This is a genomic window from Kitasatospora sp. NPDC049258 (assembly GCF_040678895.1).
Taxonomy (GTDB): Bacteria; Actinomycetota; Actinomycetes; order Streptomycetales; family Streptomycetaceae; genus Kitasatospora.
Genome location: NZ_JBFAQT010000026.1, coordinates 57,067 through 73,136, shown reverse-complemented (window position 1 = coordinate 73,136; position 16,070 = coordinate 57,067). Strand labels below are relative to the sequence as shown.

16 protein-coding genes and 3 tRNA genes are annotated in these 16,070 nt (G+C 72.9%); 13 read left to right on the top strand and 6 right to left on the bottom strand.

Going from position 1 to position 16,070, the window contains the following annotated elements; genetic code table 11:
• The first annotated feature begins 126 nt into the window (after positions 1 to 126).
• The 9 genes from AB0K43_RS21885 to AB0K43_RS21845 all read left to right on the top strand — a co-directional run bounded on the left by AB0K43_RS21885 (position 127) and on the right by AB0K43_RS21845 (position 9,137).
• Positions 127 to 840 carry an AAA family ATPase gene (locus tag AB0K43_RS21885; RefSeq protein WP_363642186.1) on the top strand — a complete coding sequence of 238 codons (714 nt, stop codon included), beginning with the start codon at positions 127 to 129 and terminating at the stop codon, positions 838 to 840.
• 25 nt (positions 841 to 865) lie between these two features.
• Positions 866 to 1,897, top strand: coding sequence for a beta-ketoacyl-ACP synthase III (locus AB0K43_RS21880; RefSeq protein WP_363642184.1), 1,032 nt, complete (start codon positions 866 to 868; stop codon positions 1,895 to 1,897).
• A 38-nt stretch (positions 1,898 to 1,935) separates the two neighbouring features.
• On the top strand, positions 1,936 to 2,172 hold the full coding sequence (locus tag AB0K43_RS21875; protein WP_363642182.1) for an acyl carrier protein: 237 nt from the start codon (positions 1,936 to 1,938) through the stop codon (positions 2,170 to 2,172).
• A 3-nt stretch (positions 2,173 to 2,175) separates the two neighbouring features.
• Positions 2,176 to 2,964 (top strand): HAD-IB family hydrolase, encoded by a 789-nt coding sequence (locus tag AB0K43_RS21870; RefSeq protein WP_363642180.1) that lies wholly within the window; start codon positions 2,176 to 2,178, stop codon positions 2,962 to 2,964.
• Positions 2,949 to 3,902 (top strand): NADP-dependent oxidoreductase, encoded by a 954-nt coding sequence (locus AB0K43_RS21865; RefSeq protein WP_363642178.1) that lies wholly within the window; start codon positions 2,949 to 2,951, stop codon positions 3,900 to 3,902. The genes AB0K43_RS21870 and AB0K43_RS21865 overlap by 16 nt, the downstream gene beginning before the upstream one ends.
• A 139-nt stretch (positions 3,903 to 4,041) precedes the next feature.
• A complete protein-coding gene (locus tag AB0K43_RS21860; RefSeq protein WP_363642176.1) occupies positions 4,042 to 5,220 on the top strand; it encodes an MFS transporter in 1,179 nt (392 codons plus the stop codon).
• A gap of 51 nt (positions 5,221 to 5,271) precedes the next feature.
• Positions 5,272 to 6,861, top strand: coding sequence for an MFS transporter (locus tag AB0K43_RS21855; protein ID WP_363642174.1), 1,590 nt, complete (start codon positions 5,272 to 5,274; stop codon positions 6,859 to 6,861).
• Positions 6,862 to 6,940: 79 nt separating this feature from the next.
• A complete protein-coding gene (locus AB0K43_RS21850) occupies positions 6,941 to 8,632 on the top strand; it encodes an FAD-dependent monooxygenase (protein ID WP_363642172.1) in 1,692 nt (563 codons plus the stop codon).
• Positions 8,633 to 8,726: 94 nt separating this feature from the next.
• Positions 8,727 to 9,137: a nuclear transport factor 2 family protein gene (locus AB0K43_RS21845; protein ID WP_363642170.1), complete on the top strand. Its 411-nt coding sequence runs from the start codon at positions 8,727 to 8,729 to the stop codon at positions 9,135 to 9,137.
• A gap of 83 nt (positions 9,138 to 9,220) precedes the next feature.
• Here AB0K43_RS21845 and AB0K43_RS21840 read toward each other — a convergent pair whose 3' ends face one another.
• The 5 genes from AB0K43_RS21840 to AB0K43_RS21820 form a co-directional block, all read right to left on the bottom strand.
• Entirely contained in the window at positions 9,221 to 10,099 is an 879-nt protein-coding gene (locus tag AB0K43_RS21840; RefSeq protein WP_363642168.1) for a helix-turn-helix transcriptional regulator, read from the bottom strand.
• A gap of 1,195 nt (positions 10,100 to 11,294) precedes the next feature.
• Positions 11,295 to 11,368: transfer RNA gene (locus tag AB0K43_RS21835), tRNA-Phe, on the bottom strand.
• Between the two features lie 27 nt (positions 11,369 to 11,395).
• Positions 11,396 to 11,469 (bottom strand) — tRNA-Asp (locus tag AB0K43_RS21830).
• A 59-nt stretch (positions 11,470 to 11,528) separates the two neighbouring features.
• A tRNA-Glu gene (locus tag AB0K43_RS21825) sits at positions 11,529 to 11,601 on the bottom strand.
• Positions 11,602 to 11,746: 145 nt separating this feature from the next.
• Positions 11,747 to 12,088: a metallopeptidase family protein gene (locus AB0K43_RS21820; protein ID WP_363642230.1), complete on the bottom strand. Its 342-nt coding sequence runs from the start codon at positions 12,086 to 12,088 to the stop codon at positions 11,747 to 11,749.
• 67 nt (positions 12,089 to 12,155) lie between these two features.
• On the opposite strand from AB0K43_RS21820, the gene crcB (AB0K43_RS21815) reads away from it, so the two are divergent.
• From crcB (AB0K43_RS21815) to crcB (AB0K43_RS21805), 3 genes are read left to right on the top strand one after another with little or no spacing between them, the layout of a single operon-like run.
• Entirely contained in the window at positions 12,156 to 12,638 is a 483-nt protein-coding gene (crcB, locus tag AB0K43_RS21815) for a fluoride efflux transporter CrcB (RefSeq protein WP_363642166.1), read from the top strand.
• Complete coding sequence (locus AB0K43_RS21810) at positions 12,635 to 13,018, top strand: DUF190 domain-containing protein (RefSeq protein WP_363642164.1); 384 nt, start codon at positions 12,635 to 12,637, stop codon at positions 13,016 to 13,018. The genes crcB (AB0K43_RS21815) and AB0K43_RS21810 overlap by 4 nt, the downstream gene beginning before the upstream one ends.
• On the top strand, positions 13,015 to 13,389 hold the full coding sequence (gene crcB / locus AB0K43_RS21805) for a fluoride efflux transporter CrcB (RefSeq protein WP_363642162.1): 375 nt from the start codon (positions 13,015 to 13,017) through the stop codon (positions 13,387 to 13,389). The genes AB0K43_RS21810 and crcB (AB0K43_RS21805) overlap by 4 nt, the downstream gene beginning before the upstream one ends.
• Positions 13,390 to 13,747: 358 nt before the next feature.
• Here the strand turns inward: crcB (AB0K43_RS21805) and AB0K43_RS21800 are convergent, their stop codons facing one another.
• Positions 13,748 to 14,008, bottom strand: coding sequence for a hypothetical protein (locus AB0K43_RS21800; RefSeq protein ID WP_363642160.1), 261 nt, complete (start codon positions 14,006 to 14,008; stop codon positions 13,748 to 13,750).
• A gap of 294 nt (positions 14,009 to 14,302) precedes the next feature.
• Here AB0K43_RS21800 and AB0K43_RS21795 point away from each other — a divergent pair.
• Positions 14,303 to 16,070: DEAD/DEAH box helicase (locus AB0K43_RS21795; RefSeq protein WP_363642228.1), on the top strand; the 1,768-nt coding region annotated here is incomplete at its 3' end.

The window sequence follows — 16,070 nt, the reverse complement described above, 5'->3', positions numbered from 1 at the left end:
CCTTCCGTGCGTGGGCCCGTTTTCCACGGGTGTTTGCCCGATTCCGGTCCGCCGGGTCGGTATTCCGCTGCCGCCAGGTCGCGCCTTTGCCTGCCGGCATTCCATCGGTTCGAGATCTGAGGTGTCATGAGACTCGCGATTTCCGGTACGTATTCCTCCGGAAAGACCTTCACCACCTATGCGCTCGCGCACTACGCGGGAATTCCGCGTACCCGGGCCCGCACCATGCGGGAACTGCTGCCCGAGGCGGTGCCCGGAAAGACGCTGGAACAGTGCACCGCGGCCGAGCTGGTCCAGCTGATCGTGCGCCGGCACGTGGACCGGATCCTGCACGAGTCCCGGGCCGGCGACACCTTCGTGTCCGACGGGACCTCGCTGCAGGAGTGGATCTACGGCTCGGTGCGCGTCATCGTCGGCATCAACCCGAACGACTCGATGCACCTCAGCGAGCTGGAGAGCGTCGAGCGCACCGCCGACATCCGGGTCTTCGAGCAGGTCATGGAGCAGCTCGGGGTGGCCTACAAGCAGCACGTGCGGACCACCTACGACGCCTTCATCCACCTGCCGAACGAGCTGGCGCTGGCCAAGGACGGCCACCGCCCGGTCAACGAGCGCTTCCGCTCGATGGCCGACGAGCGGCTGCTGGAGGTCGCGGCGGAGCTGGGCATCCCGGTCCACGTGGTCGGCGGGACGATACCCGAGCGGCTGGACAAGATCGTCGAGATCTTCGGGATGACCCCCGTGACCACGGTCGAGAAGGCGATCGAGCTGGCCCAGCAGGAGTACCAGGCGATCGACATGACGATCGAGAGCGACCGCGCCTCGGTCGTCGTCCGCTGAGCCGGCCCATCGCACGGGGGATCTCATGAACCGCACGTCAGTGCTGGCCGGGACGGGCTCGGCGGTACCGGGACAGGTGGTCACCAACCACATGCTGGCCGAGCGCATGGACACCTCGGACCAGTGGATCCGCAGCCGTACCGGCATCGCCGAACGCCGGGTGGTCGAGCCGGGGACGGCCACCAGCGATCTGGCCGTCGAGGCCGGCCGCCGCGCCCTGCGCTCGGCCGGTGTCGACCGGGTGGACGCCGTGGTGGTGGGCACCGCGACGCCCGACCACCAGTGCCCGGCCACCGGCCCGATCGTCGCGGCCGGCCTGGACCTCGGCACCATCCCCGCCTTCGACGTGGGCGCGGTCTGCTCGGGCTTCCTCTACGCCCTGGCGACCGGGTCCGGGCTGATCGCGGCCGGGCACGCCGAGCGGGTGCTGGTGGTCGGGGCGGAGGCGTTCACCACCATCATCGACCCGACCGACCGCGCCACCGCGCCGCTGTTCGGCGACGGCGCCGGCGCCGTGGTGCTGCGGGCCGGCGACCGGGAGGAGCCCGGCGCGCTGCTGGGCCTGCACCTGGGCAGCGACGGCCTGCTCGCCGATCTGATCATCGTGCCGGCCGGTGGTTCGCGGCAGCGCTCGCTGGGGGTCGAGGCCCCCCGGGAGGACCACTACTTCACCATGCGCGGCCAGGAGGTCTTCAAGCACGCCGTCCGCCGCATGGAGGAGTCCGCGCGGGAGGTGCTCGGCCAGGTCGGCTGGGGGCTGGCGGAGGTCGACTGGCTGGTCGGCCACCAGGCCAACCTGCGGATCCTGCACGCCGTGGCGGACCAGCTGCGGCTGCCCAGGGAGCGCGCGTTCGCCAACCTCGAGCGCTACGGCAACACCTCGGCCGCCTCCATCCCGCTCGCCCTGGACGAGGCCGCCGCCACCGGGCGCCTGCGGGCCGGCCAACGGGTCGTGCTGACCGCCTTCGGTGCCGGCGCCACCTGGGGCGCGGCAGCGCTGACCTGGCCCGACCTCGGCCGCAACGGCGCCGCCCCACCGGCGCCGGCCCGCATCTGACGACCGGCCGGGACCAACGACGACAGACAGGAACGATCATGCCAGTCACCACCTACCCCCTGCTCCTGGAGTTCATCGCCGACAAGGCGGAGATCACCACCGCCGAGCTGCGGCTCGACGAGACCCTGGAGGCCATCAACCTGGACTCCCTGACCCTGATCGAGATCTCGCTCTTCATCGGACGGGAGTACGGCATCCACGTCCCGGAGGGCGACCTGCGGCTCGACCAGCAGCTCGCCGACTGGCTCCGCTACCTGGACGAGCGGGCCGGCTGACCGATGCCCCGTCACGCGGCCTTCCTCGACGTCGACCAGACGCTGATCCACGGCGTCAGCCTGTTCCGCTTCCTGGCCTACGACCTGCGGGCGAGCGGGGCCGCCGAGGGCGCCTACGACGCCGCGATGGCGCACAACCGCCGGCTGAAGGCCGCCGGAATCTCCCGCGAACAGGTCAACCGCGAGTTCTTCCGGCAGTTCGGCGGCCGCTCGGTCGCCGAACTCGCCGACCGCGGCGAGCGGTGGTGGCAGCAGGAGGAACGGCAGGGCGGGCTGCTCGACCGGGCCGTGCTGGCCGCGGTGGACGGGCACCGCGCGGCGGGCGATCTGGTGGTGCTGGTCTCCGGGTCCTTCCCGCCCTGCCTCGACCCGATCGCCCGCCGGGTGGGTGCCGACGCCGTCCTGTGCACCCGCCCGGCGACCGGCGCCGGCCGCTACACCGGTGCGGTGCCGCGACCGATGATCGGCGCCGAGAAGGCCCGCGCGATCGAGGAGCTCGCCGCCTCGCTCGCCGTCGACCTCGCCGGCAGCCACGCCTACGGCGACCACCCCTCGGACCTGCCGATGCTGGCCGCCGTCGGACACCCGGTCGTGGTCGGGGACGACCCCCGGATGCGCCGGGAGGCCGCCGCCCGCGGCTGGACCGTCCTCGCGGCCGCGCCGGCCCCCGTACCAGCCCCGGCCGCCGTACCAGCCCCGGCCCCCGTACCCGCGCCGCACCCCGCCCCCGTACCCGCAAGGCCCGAACGACACGTGGCACAGGAGAGGTTCGAACCATGGCAGAGACGATGAAGGCGATCCAGACGGTCGCCGTCGGCGCCCCCGAGGTGCTCCGGCTGCGGGACGTCCCGCGGCCCGTCCCGGTCCCCACCGAGGTCCTGGTCCAGGTGCACGCCGCCGGGGTGAACCCGGTCGACTGGAAGATCCGCGGCGGGGTCTTCCCGACCGGCGCGCTCGGCGCCCCGCCCTTCGTCCAGGGCTGGGACGTCGCCGGCGTGGTGGAGTCCGGGCCCCGGGTGACCCGCTTCCGGCCCGGCGACGAGGTCTTCGGACTGATCTGGTTCCCCCGACCCGGCGGCGGCTACGGCGAGTACGTCACGGCGCCGGCCCGGCACTTCGCCCGCAAGCCCGCGGCGCTCAGCTTCACCGAGGCCGCCGCACTGCCGCTGGCCGGACTCACCGCCTGGCAGACCCTGGTCGAGGTGGCCGGCCTGACCGCCGGGCAGCGGGTGCTGATCACCGCCGCCGCCGGCGGCGTCGGACACCTCGCCGCCCAGATCGCCCACGACCTCGGCGCCGTGGTGACCGGCACGGCGACCGCCGCCAAGCACGACTTCCTGCGCTCGGTCGGCGTGCACCACCCGGTGGACTACACCGCCGGCCCGATCCACCAGCAGGTCCGCGACCAGGACCTGGTACTGGACGTCCTCGGCGGCGACCACAGCCTCGAACTGCTGCGCACCCTGCGCCCCGGCGGACTGCTGATCCTGACGATCGGCCAGGTCGGCCCGGAGCTCGCCACCCGGGCCGCGGCCCTCGGCGTACGGGTCAGCCCGTTCCTGGTCGAACCCGACCACCGCGGCCTCGAAGCACTCGCCGACCTGGCCGAGCGGGGCCGCCTGCGGGTGCGGATCGCCGAGGTCTTCCCCCTGGCGGAGGCGGCCAAGGCTCACGAACTGGGCGAATCCGACCGGACCACCGGAAAGATCGTGCTCGCCGTCCGGAGCTGACCGCGCCCGCAGGAGAACCCGCACCACCCAGCAGAAAGGCCCAGCCGTGACAGCATCCGCACCGCCCTCCACGACCGGCACCGCCACCCGGCGAGCCGGCAGACGGCAGATGCTTCCCGGCGGCGGGATCTCGCACTCCATGACCACGCTGTTCGCCGTCGCCGGGGGCCTGGGCGTGGCCAACATCTACTACGCGCAGCCGCTGCTGACGGTGATCGCCGGCACCTTCCGCACCAGCAGCGCCACCGCCTCCGCGGTGGTCACCGCCGGCACCCTGGGCTACACCGTCGGGCTCGCCCTGCTGGTCCCGCTGGGCGACCTGGTCGACCGGCGCCGGCTGGTGGTCGCCCTGCTGCTGGCGGTGGCCCTCACCGAGGCCGCCTCGGCCGCCGCGCCCACGGTCGGCGCGCTGATCGTGCTCTGCGGCCTGATGTCCGTCACCGCGGTGGTCGCCCCGCTGCTGGTCTCCTTCGCGGCGACCCTCGCCGAGCCCGAGCAGCGCGGACGGGTCACCGGCAAGGTGATGAGCGGGGTCCTCGGCGGCGTCCTGCTGGCCCGGACCGGCGCCGGCCTGATCGCCCAGTGGGCCGGCACCTGGCGCGCCGTCTTCGCCGTCTCGGCGGCACTGATGGTGCTGCTCGCCGCGGTGCTGTGGCGGACCCTGCCCGACGTACCGCCCGGCCGGCGCAGCCGCTACCCCGCCCTGCTCGCCTCGGTCGCCTCGGTGATCCGCGAGGAGCCGGTCCTGCGGGTGCGCTGCGCCTACGGCTTCCTCTCCTTCGCCTCCTTCAGCACCTTCTGGGCCTCGGTCGCCTTCCAACTGGAACGGCCGCCCTACGGGTACGGCGAAGGCCTGATCGGAGCCTTCGGCCTGCTCGGGGCGGCCGGGGCGCTGGCGGCGCGGGCCACCGGCCCGCTGGTGGACCGCGGCAAGGACCGGCTGGCCGGCAGCGTGCTGCTCGGCGCGGTGCTGCTCAGCTGGGGCCTGCTCGCGCTGGACGGCGGCCACCGGCTGATCCCGCTGGTGATCGGCACCCTGCTGCTGGACTTCGGGGTCCAGGGCGCCCAGGTGACCAACCTCAGCGTGGTGTTCCGGCTCCGCCCCGAAGCGCGCAGCCGGATCACCATGGCCTACATGGCCACCTACTTCCTGGGCGGCGTGGCCGGATCGGCCGTCTCCGGCGCGGCCTACGCCGGCGCGGGCTGGGCCGGCGTCTGCGCGGCGGGAGCCGGACTCTCGCTGCTCACCCTGCTGCTGTGGGCCGCCGAGTCGCTCTCCCTGCGGCGCCGGGCCGCGGCCCACCGCCCGCCCGCCTGATCCGCGTGCACCGCTCCCCCTTCCGCTGACGAGCTGACGAAAGGCACTTCCGTGTCGACAGCATCCCTCGACGGCGCGCGTCCGCGCGTCCACCCCGCCATCACCCTGATAGCGGTCTGCGTCTCCTGCGGGCTGCTCCCGGCCTCGCTGACCGGCACCTCGGTGGCGCTGCCGTCGATCGGCAGCCACCTGGACGCCAGCCTGGTCAGCCTCCAGTGGGTCGTCAACGCCTACAACCTGACCTTCGCCAGCGTGATGCTGGCGGCCGGCTCGATCGCCGACCTGGTCGGCCGCCGCCGGATGTTCGGCTCGGGCCTGGTCGTCTTCACCCTGTGCACCCTCGGGGCCGCGCTGGTCTCCGACATCGTCGTCCTCGACCTGCTGCGCGCCCTCGCCGGGGTGGGCGCGGCCATGGTGCTCACCGCGGCCTCCGCGCTGCTGGCGCAGACCTTCGACGGACCGGCCCGGATGCGGGCGTTCGGCTTCCTCGGCTCCTCCTTCGGGCTGGGACTGGCGCTCGGCCCCTCGATGGGCGGCCTGCTGGTCCAGGCGGGCGGCTGGCGGGCGGTCTTCCTGTGCCACGCGGCGATCTCCGCCCTGGTGCTGCTCAGCCTGCCCTTCCTGCGCGAATCCCGGGACCCGGACGCGACCGGGGTGGACTGGCCGGGCGCACTGACCTTCAGCGGCAGCCTGTTCGCCGCCACCCTGGCCCTGGTCGAGGGACCGCAGCTCGGCTGGGGCGACCCGCTCGTCCTGGCCCTGCTGGCCCTGGCGGCCGTGCTGCTGGCCGGCTTCGTGCTCGCCGAACAGCGGCAGGCCCGGCCGATGTTCGAGCTGTCGCTGCTGCGGCGGCCGCAGTTCGTCGCGGTCTCGCTGATGCCGGTGCTGCTCGCCTTCGGGTTCGTCTGCCTGCTGGTCCTGCTGCCCTCGTACTTCATCGGCATCAACGGCATGAGCACCCGGGCGGCCGGGCTGACCATGCTGCTGCTGAGCGGCCCGGTCCTGCTGCTGCCGATGGCGGCGGGCGTACTGACCAGGGCCGTCTCCACCCGGGTCCTGCTCGGGGTGAGCCTGCTGCTGGTCGGGCTCGGCGCGATCTGGCTGACCGCCATCGACCGCGACTCCACCACCGCCGACCTGGCGGGACCGCTGCTGGTGATCGGTACCGGCGTCGGGATCTCCTTCGGCCTGCTGGACGGCGCGGCGGTCGGCACCGTGGACGCCAGCCGGGCCGGCATGGCGGCCGGCATGTTCAACACCCTGCGGCTGACCGGCGAGACGGTGGCCATCGCCGGGATGAGCGCCGTCCTGGTCAGCCTGACCCGGAACCGGCTGACCGGCGGGATCGACCGGTTCGGCGAGCCCTACGCGCACAGCGTCGGCACGCTGGCCAACAAGGCGGTGCAGGGCGAACTGGGCCCGGCCGCCGAGGCGGTGGCCGGCGGCGAGCGGGAGGCGTTCGTCGGGTTCGTCTCGGACTCCTACACCTCGGCCTTCCACACCGTGCTCTGGATCCTGGCGGCGGTCTGCCTGCTGGGAGCCCCCGGGATCGTCTGGATGCTGCGCGAACGCGCCGGCAGCCACCCGCCCGTCGCCGGCCCCGAGCGCGAGCCGCAGGCACAGGCCCTCAGCGCGGGCTGACCGCCGGGCCGGCCGGCCGCGACACACCTGAAACTCACCTGACAACAAACGGATTTGAGTCACCAAGCGGAGGTACGTCATGAAAGACGCACGGCCGGTCCTGGTGGTGGGCGCCGGGCCCGTCGGCCTGACCGCAGCGACCGAGTTGGCCCGCCGGGGGGTACCGGTGCGGATCATCGACCAGGCGAGCGGGCCGAGCCCGCTGACCAAGGCCCTGATGGTGTGGCCGCGGACCCTGGAGGTGCTGCGCCGTCTCGGTGGCGGAGCGCACATCGAGAAGTACGGGCTGCCCGTCGACTCGTTCCGCTACTACTCCGACGCCCGGCAGATCTGCCGGCTGGCCTTCGACCAGGAGACCCAGCCCGCCGTGATCACCCAGCCGGACGTGGAGGCCCTGCTGCGGGCCGCGCTGGAGGAGGCCGGCGGCCGGATCGAGTGGGGGACCACCCTGGTCGAGCTCGGCCAGGACGCGGACGGGGTCACGGCCGTGCTGCAGGCCGCGGGCGGCACGCCGGGGAGCGCCGAGTTCGCCTACGTGATCGGCGCGGACGGGGCGAGCAGCACCGTGCGCAGGCTGATCGGCCTGGAGTTCGAGGGCTCCACCTACCCCAACCTGTTCATCCTCGCGGACACCTCGGTCGAGGGGGAGCTGCAGCGCGACGCCGTCCACTACTTCCAGTCCGAGCGCGGCATCCTGGTGATGGTCCCGCTCTACAACGGCCGCTTCCGGGTCTTCACCGCAGGCCCGCCGGACCTGCGCCCGGAGGACCTCACCGACCAGGTGCTGCAGGAGTACGTCGACCACCGCGGCCCGGGCGGTCTGCGCCTGCACGACGTGGACTGGAAGACCACCTTCAAGATCCACGCCAGGCACACCGACCGATTCCAGGTCGGCCGGGTGTTCGTGGCGGGCGACGCCGCGCACATCCACAGCCCGGCGGGCGGCCAGGGCCTGAACACCGGGGTCACCGACGCGCACAACCTGGTCTGGAAGATGGCGCTGGTGCTCCGGGGCAGCGCGCGCGCCGACCTCTTCGACAGCTACGGCGCCGAGCGGTCGGCGGTGGCCGCGGCCGTGGTCCGGCAGGCCGAGGTGCAGACCAAGGCCTGGATGCTCAAGGAGCCCTGGCAGGTGGCGCTGCGGGACGCGGCGGCGGGCCTCGCCGAGCGGACCGGGCTGTTCGACCGGTTCTACACCCCCTGGCTGGCCGGACTGACCAACGGCTACCCGGCCGGGATCGCGGTCGGCGAGCCGGAGCCGGCCGACTCCTCCCGGCAGAGCCAACTGCCGCCGCTGCTGGACCTGCTGCCGCTGGACGGCCTGCTGCCGCTCGCCCCCGGGGAGTTCCGCAACGGCTTCCTGCTGCCCGACCTGCCGGTCGAGGTCAGCGGTGCGCGCGGGGTCTCCCCGCTGCGCGAGGAGCTCACCACCTCGCAGTACACCCTGCTGGTCACCCTGCCCGCCGGGGCCAACACCGCACGGGCGGCGACCGAGACGGCGCTCAAGGAACTGCGCGAGACCTACGGCGACCTGGTGACGGTCCGGACCGTCACCGAACGGGGGGTGCTCGTGGAGGGGCTGCCGTCCGGCGGGGCGCTCCCGGTGGCCGGTGCGGGCCGGCCGTGGCGGCCGCGGACGTTCGGGGTGCTGCTGGTGCGGCCCGACCACTACATCGCGGAGCAGGACGGCACACCCGGGCTGGAGCGGATCCAGGCGCACCTGCGCGGGGTGCTGCTGCCGGCTCGCGCCCTGTCCGACGCCCCGGCCTGACCTTCGCCCGGCCTGACCTTCGCCCCGCCTGACCTTCGCCCCGAACCCCTTCCTTCCGGATTCCGCGACACCCACCACGAAAGGCACCCTTGCGATGACGACGACCACCGAGCGCGGCACCGCCGAGACGATCCAGGAGTTCTTCGGCCGCTTCGGCGCCGGCGACCGGCCCGGCATGCTGGAGCTCTTCACCCCGACCGTGGACTTCCTGGTCGCGGGCTCCGAGACGGTCCCGTGGACCGGGCACCGGACCACCCCCGAGGAGGTGGACGAGTTCCTGCGCAGTGCGCTGGAGGACGTCGCCACCAAGGAGTTCGACGTCGAGAAGATCCTGGTGGACGGCGCGGACGCGGTGGTGCTCGGCTCGTTCGCCCACGAGGTCCGCAGCACCGGCAAGACGTTCGCCAGCGTCTTCGCGCTGCGGATCACCGTCGAGGGCGGGCTGATCCGCCGGTACCACATGTTCGAGAACAGCCACGGCGCGGCGCTGGCCTTCGCGGTCTGACCCGGCCGGCCGGGCCCGGCGCTCGCCGGGCCCGGAGACCGAGGGTGCCGCCCGACCGGACCAGGTCGGGCGGCACCCTCGCGTCAGCTCTCCGGGGCGTCGCCGCCCTCCGCCTGTACCGGCTGCTCGGGGAACAGCCGGTACAGGCTCTCCCGGGTCGCCTGGTCGGTCGGCGTGTGCAGGATGAGCTTCACGTTGTCGTTGGCCGCCAGGTTCCAGGTGTGGACGTGGAAGGTCAGCTCCGTGGCCTTCCGGTGCCGGACCACCTTCGCCCGGTGCTGGTCCACGTCGAGCACGTTGTGGCTCTCCCACAGCCTGGTGAACTCCGGGCTGAGCGCGCACAGATGGCTGGTGAGACGCTCCAGCCGCGGGTCGCCGAAGTAGTGCGCCATGTCGGCCCGGAAGTGCGAGACCGTCACCTGGGCCAGGTGGTCGGAGTCCCGGTAGCGGTCCCGGCAGGACCGGTCGGTGAAGAAGGTGACCAGCACATTGCCGCCGGCCGGGAACCCGAGCACCTCCGGCACGGCGTCGTTGGCGGCCAGGATGTTGAAGAACGGGTCCACCGCGAGCGCGGGCTGGGGGAACCACTGGGTCACGATCTGGTCCAGGTAGCTCTTCTCCTGCACCGCCGGCGCGGTCGCGGGCTGGCTCGGATGGTTGAGCCCGGTCAGGCGGAAGAAGTACGCCTCCTCGGCCGGGCTCAGCCGCAGCGCCCGGCTGATGGCCTGCACCACCTCGGTCGAGACGTTGATGTCCCGGCCCTGCTCCAGCCAGGTGTACCAGGAGGTCCCCACGCCGGCCAGCACGGCCACCTCCTCCCGGCGCAGGCCGGGGGTGCGGCGCCTGCGCGACAGGTCGAGGCCGAGCTCCCCGGGAGACAGCTTGGCCCGCCTGCTGCGCAGGAACTGGCTCAGTTCCTGCAGCCGGTGCTGTCTGGCGGCATCTGATGTGGCATGTACCATCCGTTTCTCCCCGTACAGTGCAGATTGATCGTCACAGTAGTCCGAACGGCTGCGCGGTGCTGGTGAGTTGCTGTCGGCCCGGGATCGCCGCCGCCGGGCCCGGCGTACTACCGGTCACGTAACCATCTTGGCAGGGGAATGAGACATTCCGTGCGCGGCGTGTTTCGTCCGATCGCTCAACCGCGATCGCCCGGGGCCGACCTGCCGAATATCCCAATTCCGTCCGCCCCCAAGTGACCTGACTGACAGTCGGGAAACGAGGGAAGCATGCAACGCCCGGGTGTCCGTACCGCCACCGCTCCCGTTCACCCGGACCAACGCCGAACGTCGGCCCGCTGTTTCCCGAGCCGTGGCCAGGATCGGTGTCGGTCGGCCGTGTGAGCCTGTGCGCATCAGCGGGGAGGGAGTGCAGCGTTGCCGAAGAGCAGGGTTCGCAGGAAAGCTGGCCAGAGGGCCGGGCGGAAGACTCCTCCTGGCGCCAAACCGGTGGTGCTCTACCACGACATGGCATCTTCGAGGTTCTCCACAAGGCGCAGCGGACCGCGCCGGGGGCGCCCCGGCGGCTGTTCCTCGCCCGAGAAGGCGTTCCCCTACCTGACCGAACTCCACACCCCGCTGTACGTGGTGAAGAACCCGCGCCGGCAGAACGACCTGGTCCCGGAGCGGCTGCTTGTGGGCTACCCGGAAGGGGAGGAGAACTCGTTCTGGTACGACATCGACTCCCTGCCCCTGCGCAGGCGGGAGACCGAGGAGAGCAGCCGCAGGACAGCCCCGTCCAAGCAGTCGATCATGGAGTGCCTCGGGATCGCCGAGGAGTGCCTGATCTACTGGGGCTCACCGGTCGGGCGGGCGCACGTCGTCCCCGCCTCCCCGGGCGGCTCGATGGACGTCCGCAACTTTGCCCTGCTCTGCGTGGAGCACCACCGGCAGGCGCCGGACATCGCCGACGCGGAGGCCTTCTGGGCCTGGGTCGACTATGCCGAGCTGCGCGATTCGGGCAGCAAGTGGCAGCGAGCGCCCGAGGACGTGAAGCGCTGGGTGGAGGCCAGCGGTGGCCGGGTCGAGCCCGTGCACGCTTCCCCACCGGCGTCCTCGCTGAGGACGCTGCCGCTCCCTCCGCCGGTGTTGGCATACACGGCACGCAAAAGGCCCCACCGAGGGATCTCGGTGGGGCCTTCGTGCTGTTCAGCAGCTGTGGCCAGGGCCGGGGTCGAACCGGCGACCTTCCGCTTTTCAGGCGGACGCTCGTACCAACTGAGCTACCTGGCCGTACTGCGACGCCTCTTGCGAGACGAGCGATCCTGACGGGACTTGAACCCGCGACCTCCACCTTGACAGGGTGGCGAGCTAACCAACTGCTCCACAGGACCTCGTGCGGATCTCATCCGCCTCAACACCTTGCGGCGTTGACTTTACTACGGTACTGCCGTGCCCCCAACGGGATTCGAACCCGTGCTACCGCCTTGAAAGGGCGACGTCCTGGGCCACTAGACGATGAGGGCTTGCGGCCCGCCCGGCTGACTTCCAGCGGTCGGGGACGTGAGAAGCATATGGGATGCCGGGCGGGAACGCCAAAACGGTTTCGGTCCGGCGGGTCAGCGGCCCTGGTCAGGGGCGGTGGGAGACCGGGCGGGCCGGTCGAGGAGGTCAGGACCAGCCGAGTTCGTGCAGCTCGTGGTCGTCGAAGCCGAAGTGGTGGGCCACCTCGTGGATCACCGTGGTGCGGACCTCGTCGACGACCTCCTCCTGGGTCTCGCACATCCGCAGGATCGGCCCGAGATAGATGATGATCCGATCGGGCAGTACCCCGGCGTACCACTCACCGCGCTCGGTCAGCGGGGTGCCCTCGTACAGGCCGAGCAGCTCCGGATCGCCGGGGTCGGGTTCGTCCTCGACGAAGACCGCGACGTTGTCCATCATGGCCGCGAGCTGCGGCGGGATCTGGTCGAGGGCGTCGGCGACCAGCGTCTCGAACTCGTCCCGGGTCATCTCCACCGCCCCATTGTCGGGTGTGCGGTGACGAGGTGCCAGGTGATCGGCGGTGATTGACTGAGGTGTGAGCTCTCACCACACCGAAACCCGGCCGGCCAACGCCCCGCCCCGCCGCCCCGCGCTGCTGCGCGGGCAGGGCCCCACGGTGGCCGCGGTCGCCGTCGGCGGAGCGATCGGAGCCGTGCTCCGGTACGGCGCGGCGCTGCTGTGGCCGACCGCGCCGGGGGCCTTCCCATGGACAACCCTGCTGGTCAACGCGGTGGGCTGCGCCGCGATCGGGGTGCTGCTGGTGCTGCTCGTCGAGTCCGGTGCGGGCGCCCATCCGCTGCTCCGCCCGCTGCTCGGCACCGGGGTGCTGGGCGGTTTCACCACCTTCTCGACCTACGCCGTCGACGTCCAGCGGCTGATCGACCTGCACGAACCCGGGCGCGCGCTGGCGTACCTGCTGGGCACGCTGCTCGCCGCCCTCGGCGCGGTCTGGGCGGCGGCGACCCTCACCAGGCTCGCGCTGCGCAGGGAGCCGGTACGACCGAGGAGAGCGGCATGACCGAGGAGAGCGGGCCGGCCGAGGGGGCGGGCCCCCGCCGGGAGCTGCGCGCCACCGTGCTGATCGGGGCGGGGGACACCTGGCACCACCGTCCGCTGTCCGCGGAGATCGTGCACCGGGCGCACGCCGCGGGCCTGGCCGGCGCGAGCGTCTTCCACGGCGTCGAGGGCTTCGGGGCCGGCTCGATGGTGCACACCTCCCGGCTGCTCTCGCTGAGCGAGGGCCTGCCGGTGGCGGTCGTGATCGTGGACCGGCCGGAGCGGGTCCGGGCCTTCCTGCCGGAACTGGACGGGCTGATCGGCAGCGGCCTGCTGATGCTGGACGAGGTCGAGGTGGTCCGCTACGGCCACGGTCACCGCCGCCGCGGGGGTGACCGATGAGCTGGCTGCTGGTGATCGCCGGAGCGCTGGTCGGCGCGCCGCTGCGGTACCTGACGGACCGGGCGGTGCAGTCCCGGCACGAGTCGGTCTTCCCCTGGGGCACCTTCGCCGTGAACCTGACCGGCTGCCTGGTGCTCGGGCTGCTCACCGGCGCGGTGACGGCCGGGGCCGCGCCTTCCCGGCTCCAGCTGCTGCTCGGCACCGGCCTGTGCGGGGCGCTGACCACGTACTCGACCTTCTCGTACGAGAGCCTGCGGCTGGCCGAGACGGGTGCCCGGCTGTACGCCGTGGCGAACGTGGCCGGCAGCGTGCTGGCCGGCCTCGGCGCCGCGTACACCGGGACGGCGGTGGCCCGCGCGCTGTGGGGGTGACGGCCCCGATGGGCCCCGAGGGCCCCGGGAGCGGCCCCGGTGCGGCCCCCGGGAGCGGCCCAGGGGGCCGACCGGGCGGTCGGCCGTGTCCGGCGGGGCGTCCGCGCGTTGGGCACCGAGAACGACGGACCGGCCCGGGTGGGGCAGGCGCGGGAGGTGGCTCGGTGATGGCGGAACGTACGGCGCGGCGGCGGGTGGCGGTGGGCGTCATGGCGGCCCTCGCCGGCTTCGGGCTGAGCGGGTGCATGTCGGTGGGCGCGGCCTCCTCGGACCAGCAGGGCAGCGCCCGGCCGACCGGGCACGCCGGCGCGTCCGGCAAGGCGGGCGCCGCCAGCGGCGCGGCCCGCAGCAACGGCGGTCAGCGCGGTGAGCACGGCGCGGGCGCGGTCGGGGAGGCGGTCGTCCCGGGGGCCACCCCGGCGGCCGGGGCGGCGGGCGGTGAACCGGCCCCGGTCGAGTCCGCGGGCATCGTGGCGCCGGTCGTGGTGCCGGGCGCGCCCAGCGGCAGCGCGGGGCCGAGCGGGAGCCCGGCCGGCCCGGCGAGCTCCGAGCCGAGCCCCTCCGCCCCGGCCCACCCGTCGCCGAGCACCCAGCCGGGTTCTCCCGCCGCGTCTGCCACACTGGTACCTGAACCATCGACCAGTAACTCCGGATCATCGGCTCCGAGTGCGGCTCCTACCGGGCAATAGCGCCCTGGCCAGCGGGTTTGCCTTTGATCCCGAGGTTCGTCTATGGTGGTAGATCGTTCGTTTGATTCATTTGATTGGCGCCTTTTCTTCACCCGGCGCCCTTGGCGCGTTCCGGCGATCCGTGGCTGACCGCATAGAGGCGGTCTTAACAGAACCCCGGACTTTGGCGCGTGCCACTTCCGGAAGGTTTTGCATTGTCTCTCGTTGACGACGCCCGCTTCGCCATGCCCGCGAACGGGTCGGACGCCGCCGACACCGTCCAGACCGACTCCATCGAGGCCGCCGAGGTCGAGACCGCAGCCGTGGTCGACCTCGCCGCCGACGAGTTCGTCGCCGATGACCTCGACACCGACGAGCGGGCCGCCGAGCCCGCCGCGGACGAGGCCGCCGAGCCCACCATCACCTTCGGCGACCTGGGCCTGCCGGACGACATCGTCCGGGCCCTCGCCAAGCGCGACGTCACCACCCCGTTCCCGATCCAGGCCGCGACCATCCCGGACGCGCTGGCCGGCAAGGACGTGCTCGGCCGTGGCCGCACCGGCTCCGGCAAGACCCTGAGCTTCGGCCTGCCGCTGCTCACCCGCCTCGCCGGCGGCGAGCGGACCCGGGCCAAGCACCCGCGCGGCCTGATCCTGGTCCCGACCCGCGAGCTGGCCATGCAGGTCGCCGACGCGCTGGAGCCGTTCGGCTCGGTGCTCGGCCTCAAGCTCAAGGTCGTCTGCGGCGGCACCTCGATGTCCAACCAGATGTACGCGCTGGAGCGCGGCGTGGACGTCCTGGTCGCCACCCCGGGCCGACTGCGCGACCTGATCAACCGCGGCGCAGCCAAGCTCGCCGACGTCCAGGTCGCCGTGCTCGACGAGGCCGACCAGATGGCCGACATGGGCTTCCTGCCCGAGGTCACCGAGATCCTCGACCAGGTGCCGGCGGGCGGCCAGCGCCTGCTGTTCTCCGCCACCCTGGAGAACGAGATCGACACCCTGGTCAAGCGCTACCTGAACAAGCCGGTCACCCACGAGGTCGACCCGTCGGCGGGCGCGGTCACCACGATGACCCACCACATCCTCGTGGTGAAGCCCAAGGACAAGGCGCCGATCACCAACGCCATCGCCGCCCGCAAGGGCCGGACGATCATCTTCGTCCGCACCCAGATGGGTGCCGACCGGGTCGCCGAGCAGCTGATGGAAGCCGGCGTGAAGGCCGACGCGCTGCACGGCGGGATGACCCAGGGCGCTCGTACCCGGGTGCTGGGCGACTTCAAGGACGGCTACGTCAACGTGGTCGTGGCGACCGACGTCGCCGCCCGTGGCATCCACGTCGACGGCATCGACCTGGTGCTCAACGTCGACCCGGCCGGTGACCACAAGGACTACCTGCACCGCTCCGGCCGTACGGCCCGGGCCGGCCGCTCCGGCACCGTCGTCACCCTGGTGCTGCCGCACCAGCGCCGCGGCGTCTTCCGGCTGATGGAGGACGCGGGCGTGGACGCCTCGCGCCACATCCTCGACCACGCCTTCGACCCCGAGGTGGCCCGGATCACCGGTGCCCGCTCGCTGGTCGAGGTGCAGGCCGAGTCCGCCTCCGGCATCGCCGGTGCGGCGGAGCGCGAGGTCGCCGAGATGACCCGCCAGCTGGAGCGCGCCCAGCGCCGCGCCGCCGAGCTGCGCGAGGAGGCCGACCGCCTGGCCGCCCGCGCCGCCCGTGAGCGTGCCGCGCTCGGCATCGAGGACGAGGAGCCGGCCGCCGAGGCCGCCGCCGAGTCCGCCGAGGCGACCGCCGCCGAGACCGCTCCGGCGGTCGAGGAGGAGCGCGTCCCCGCCTACCGCGAGGCCCGCAGCGAGCGTCCGTCCTTCAACCGGGACCGGGACGACCGCGGTGGCCGTGACCGGGACCGCGACGACCGTGGCGGTCGCTCCTTCGGCCGTGACCGGGACGAGCGTTCGGGTGGCTTCAACCGGGACCGTGACAACCGTTCGGGTGGCTTCCAGCGCG

Excerpts from the sequence above, each read along its gene's own strand:
- crcB (WP_363642162.1), top strand. The coding sequence starts at position 13,015 with ATGAGCTGGCTGCTGGTGATCGCCGGAGCGCTGGTCGGCGCGCCGCTG.
- AB0K43_RS21885 (WP_363642186.1), top strand. The coding sequence starts at position 127 with ATGAGACTCGCGATTTCCGGTACGTATTCCTCCGGAAAGACCTTCACC.
- AB0K43_RS21865 (WP_363642178.1), top strand. The coding sequence starts at position 2,949 with ATGGCAGAGACGATGAAGGCGATCCAGACGGTCGCCGTCGGCGCCCCC.
- AB0K43_RS21810 (WP_363642164.1), top strand. The coding sequence starts at position 12,635 with ATGACCGAGGAGAGCGGGCCGGCCGAGGGGGCGGGCCCCCGCCGGGAG.
- AB0K43_RS21870 (WP_363642180.1), top strand. The coding sequence starts at position 2,176 with ATGCCCCGTCACGCGGCCTTCCTCGACGTCGACCAGACGCTGATCCAC.
- AB0K43_RS21845 (WP_363642170.1), top strand. The coding sequence starts at position 8,727 with ATGACGACGACCACCGAGCGCGGCACCGCCGAGACGATCCAGGAGTTC.
- AB0K43_RS21820 (WP_363642230.1), bottom strand. The coding sequence starts at position 12,088 with ATGACCCGGGACGAGTTCGAGACGCTGGTCGCCGACGCCCTCGACCAG.
- AB0K43_RS21850 (WP_363642172.1), top strand. The coding sequence starts at position 6,941 with ATGAAAGACGCACGGCCGGTCCTGGTGGTGGGCGCCGGGCCCGTCGGC.
- AB0K43_RS21880 (WP_363642184.1), top strand. The coding sequence starts at position 866 with ATGAACCGCACGTCAGTGCTGGCCGGGACGGGCTCGGCGGTACCGGGA.
- AB0K43_RS21875 (WP_363642182.1), top strand. The coding sequence starts at position 1,936 with ATGCCAGTCACCACCTACCCCCTGCTCCTGGAGTTCATCGCCGACAAG.
- AB0K43_RS21840 (WP_363642168.1), bottom strand. The coding sequence starts at position 10,099 with ATGGTACATGCCACATCAGATGCCGCCAGACAGCACCGGCTGCAGGAA.
- AB0K43_RS21860 (WP_363642176.1), top strand. The coding sequence starts at position 4,042 with ATGACCACGCTGTTCGCCGTCGCCGGGGGCCTGGGCGTGGCCAACATC.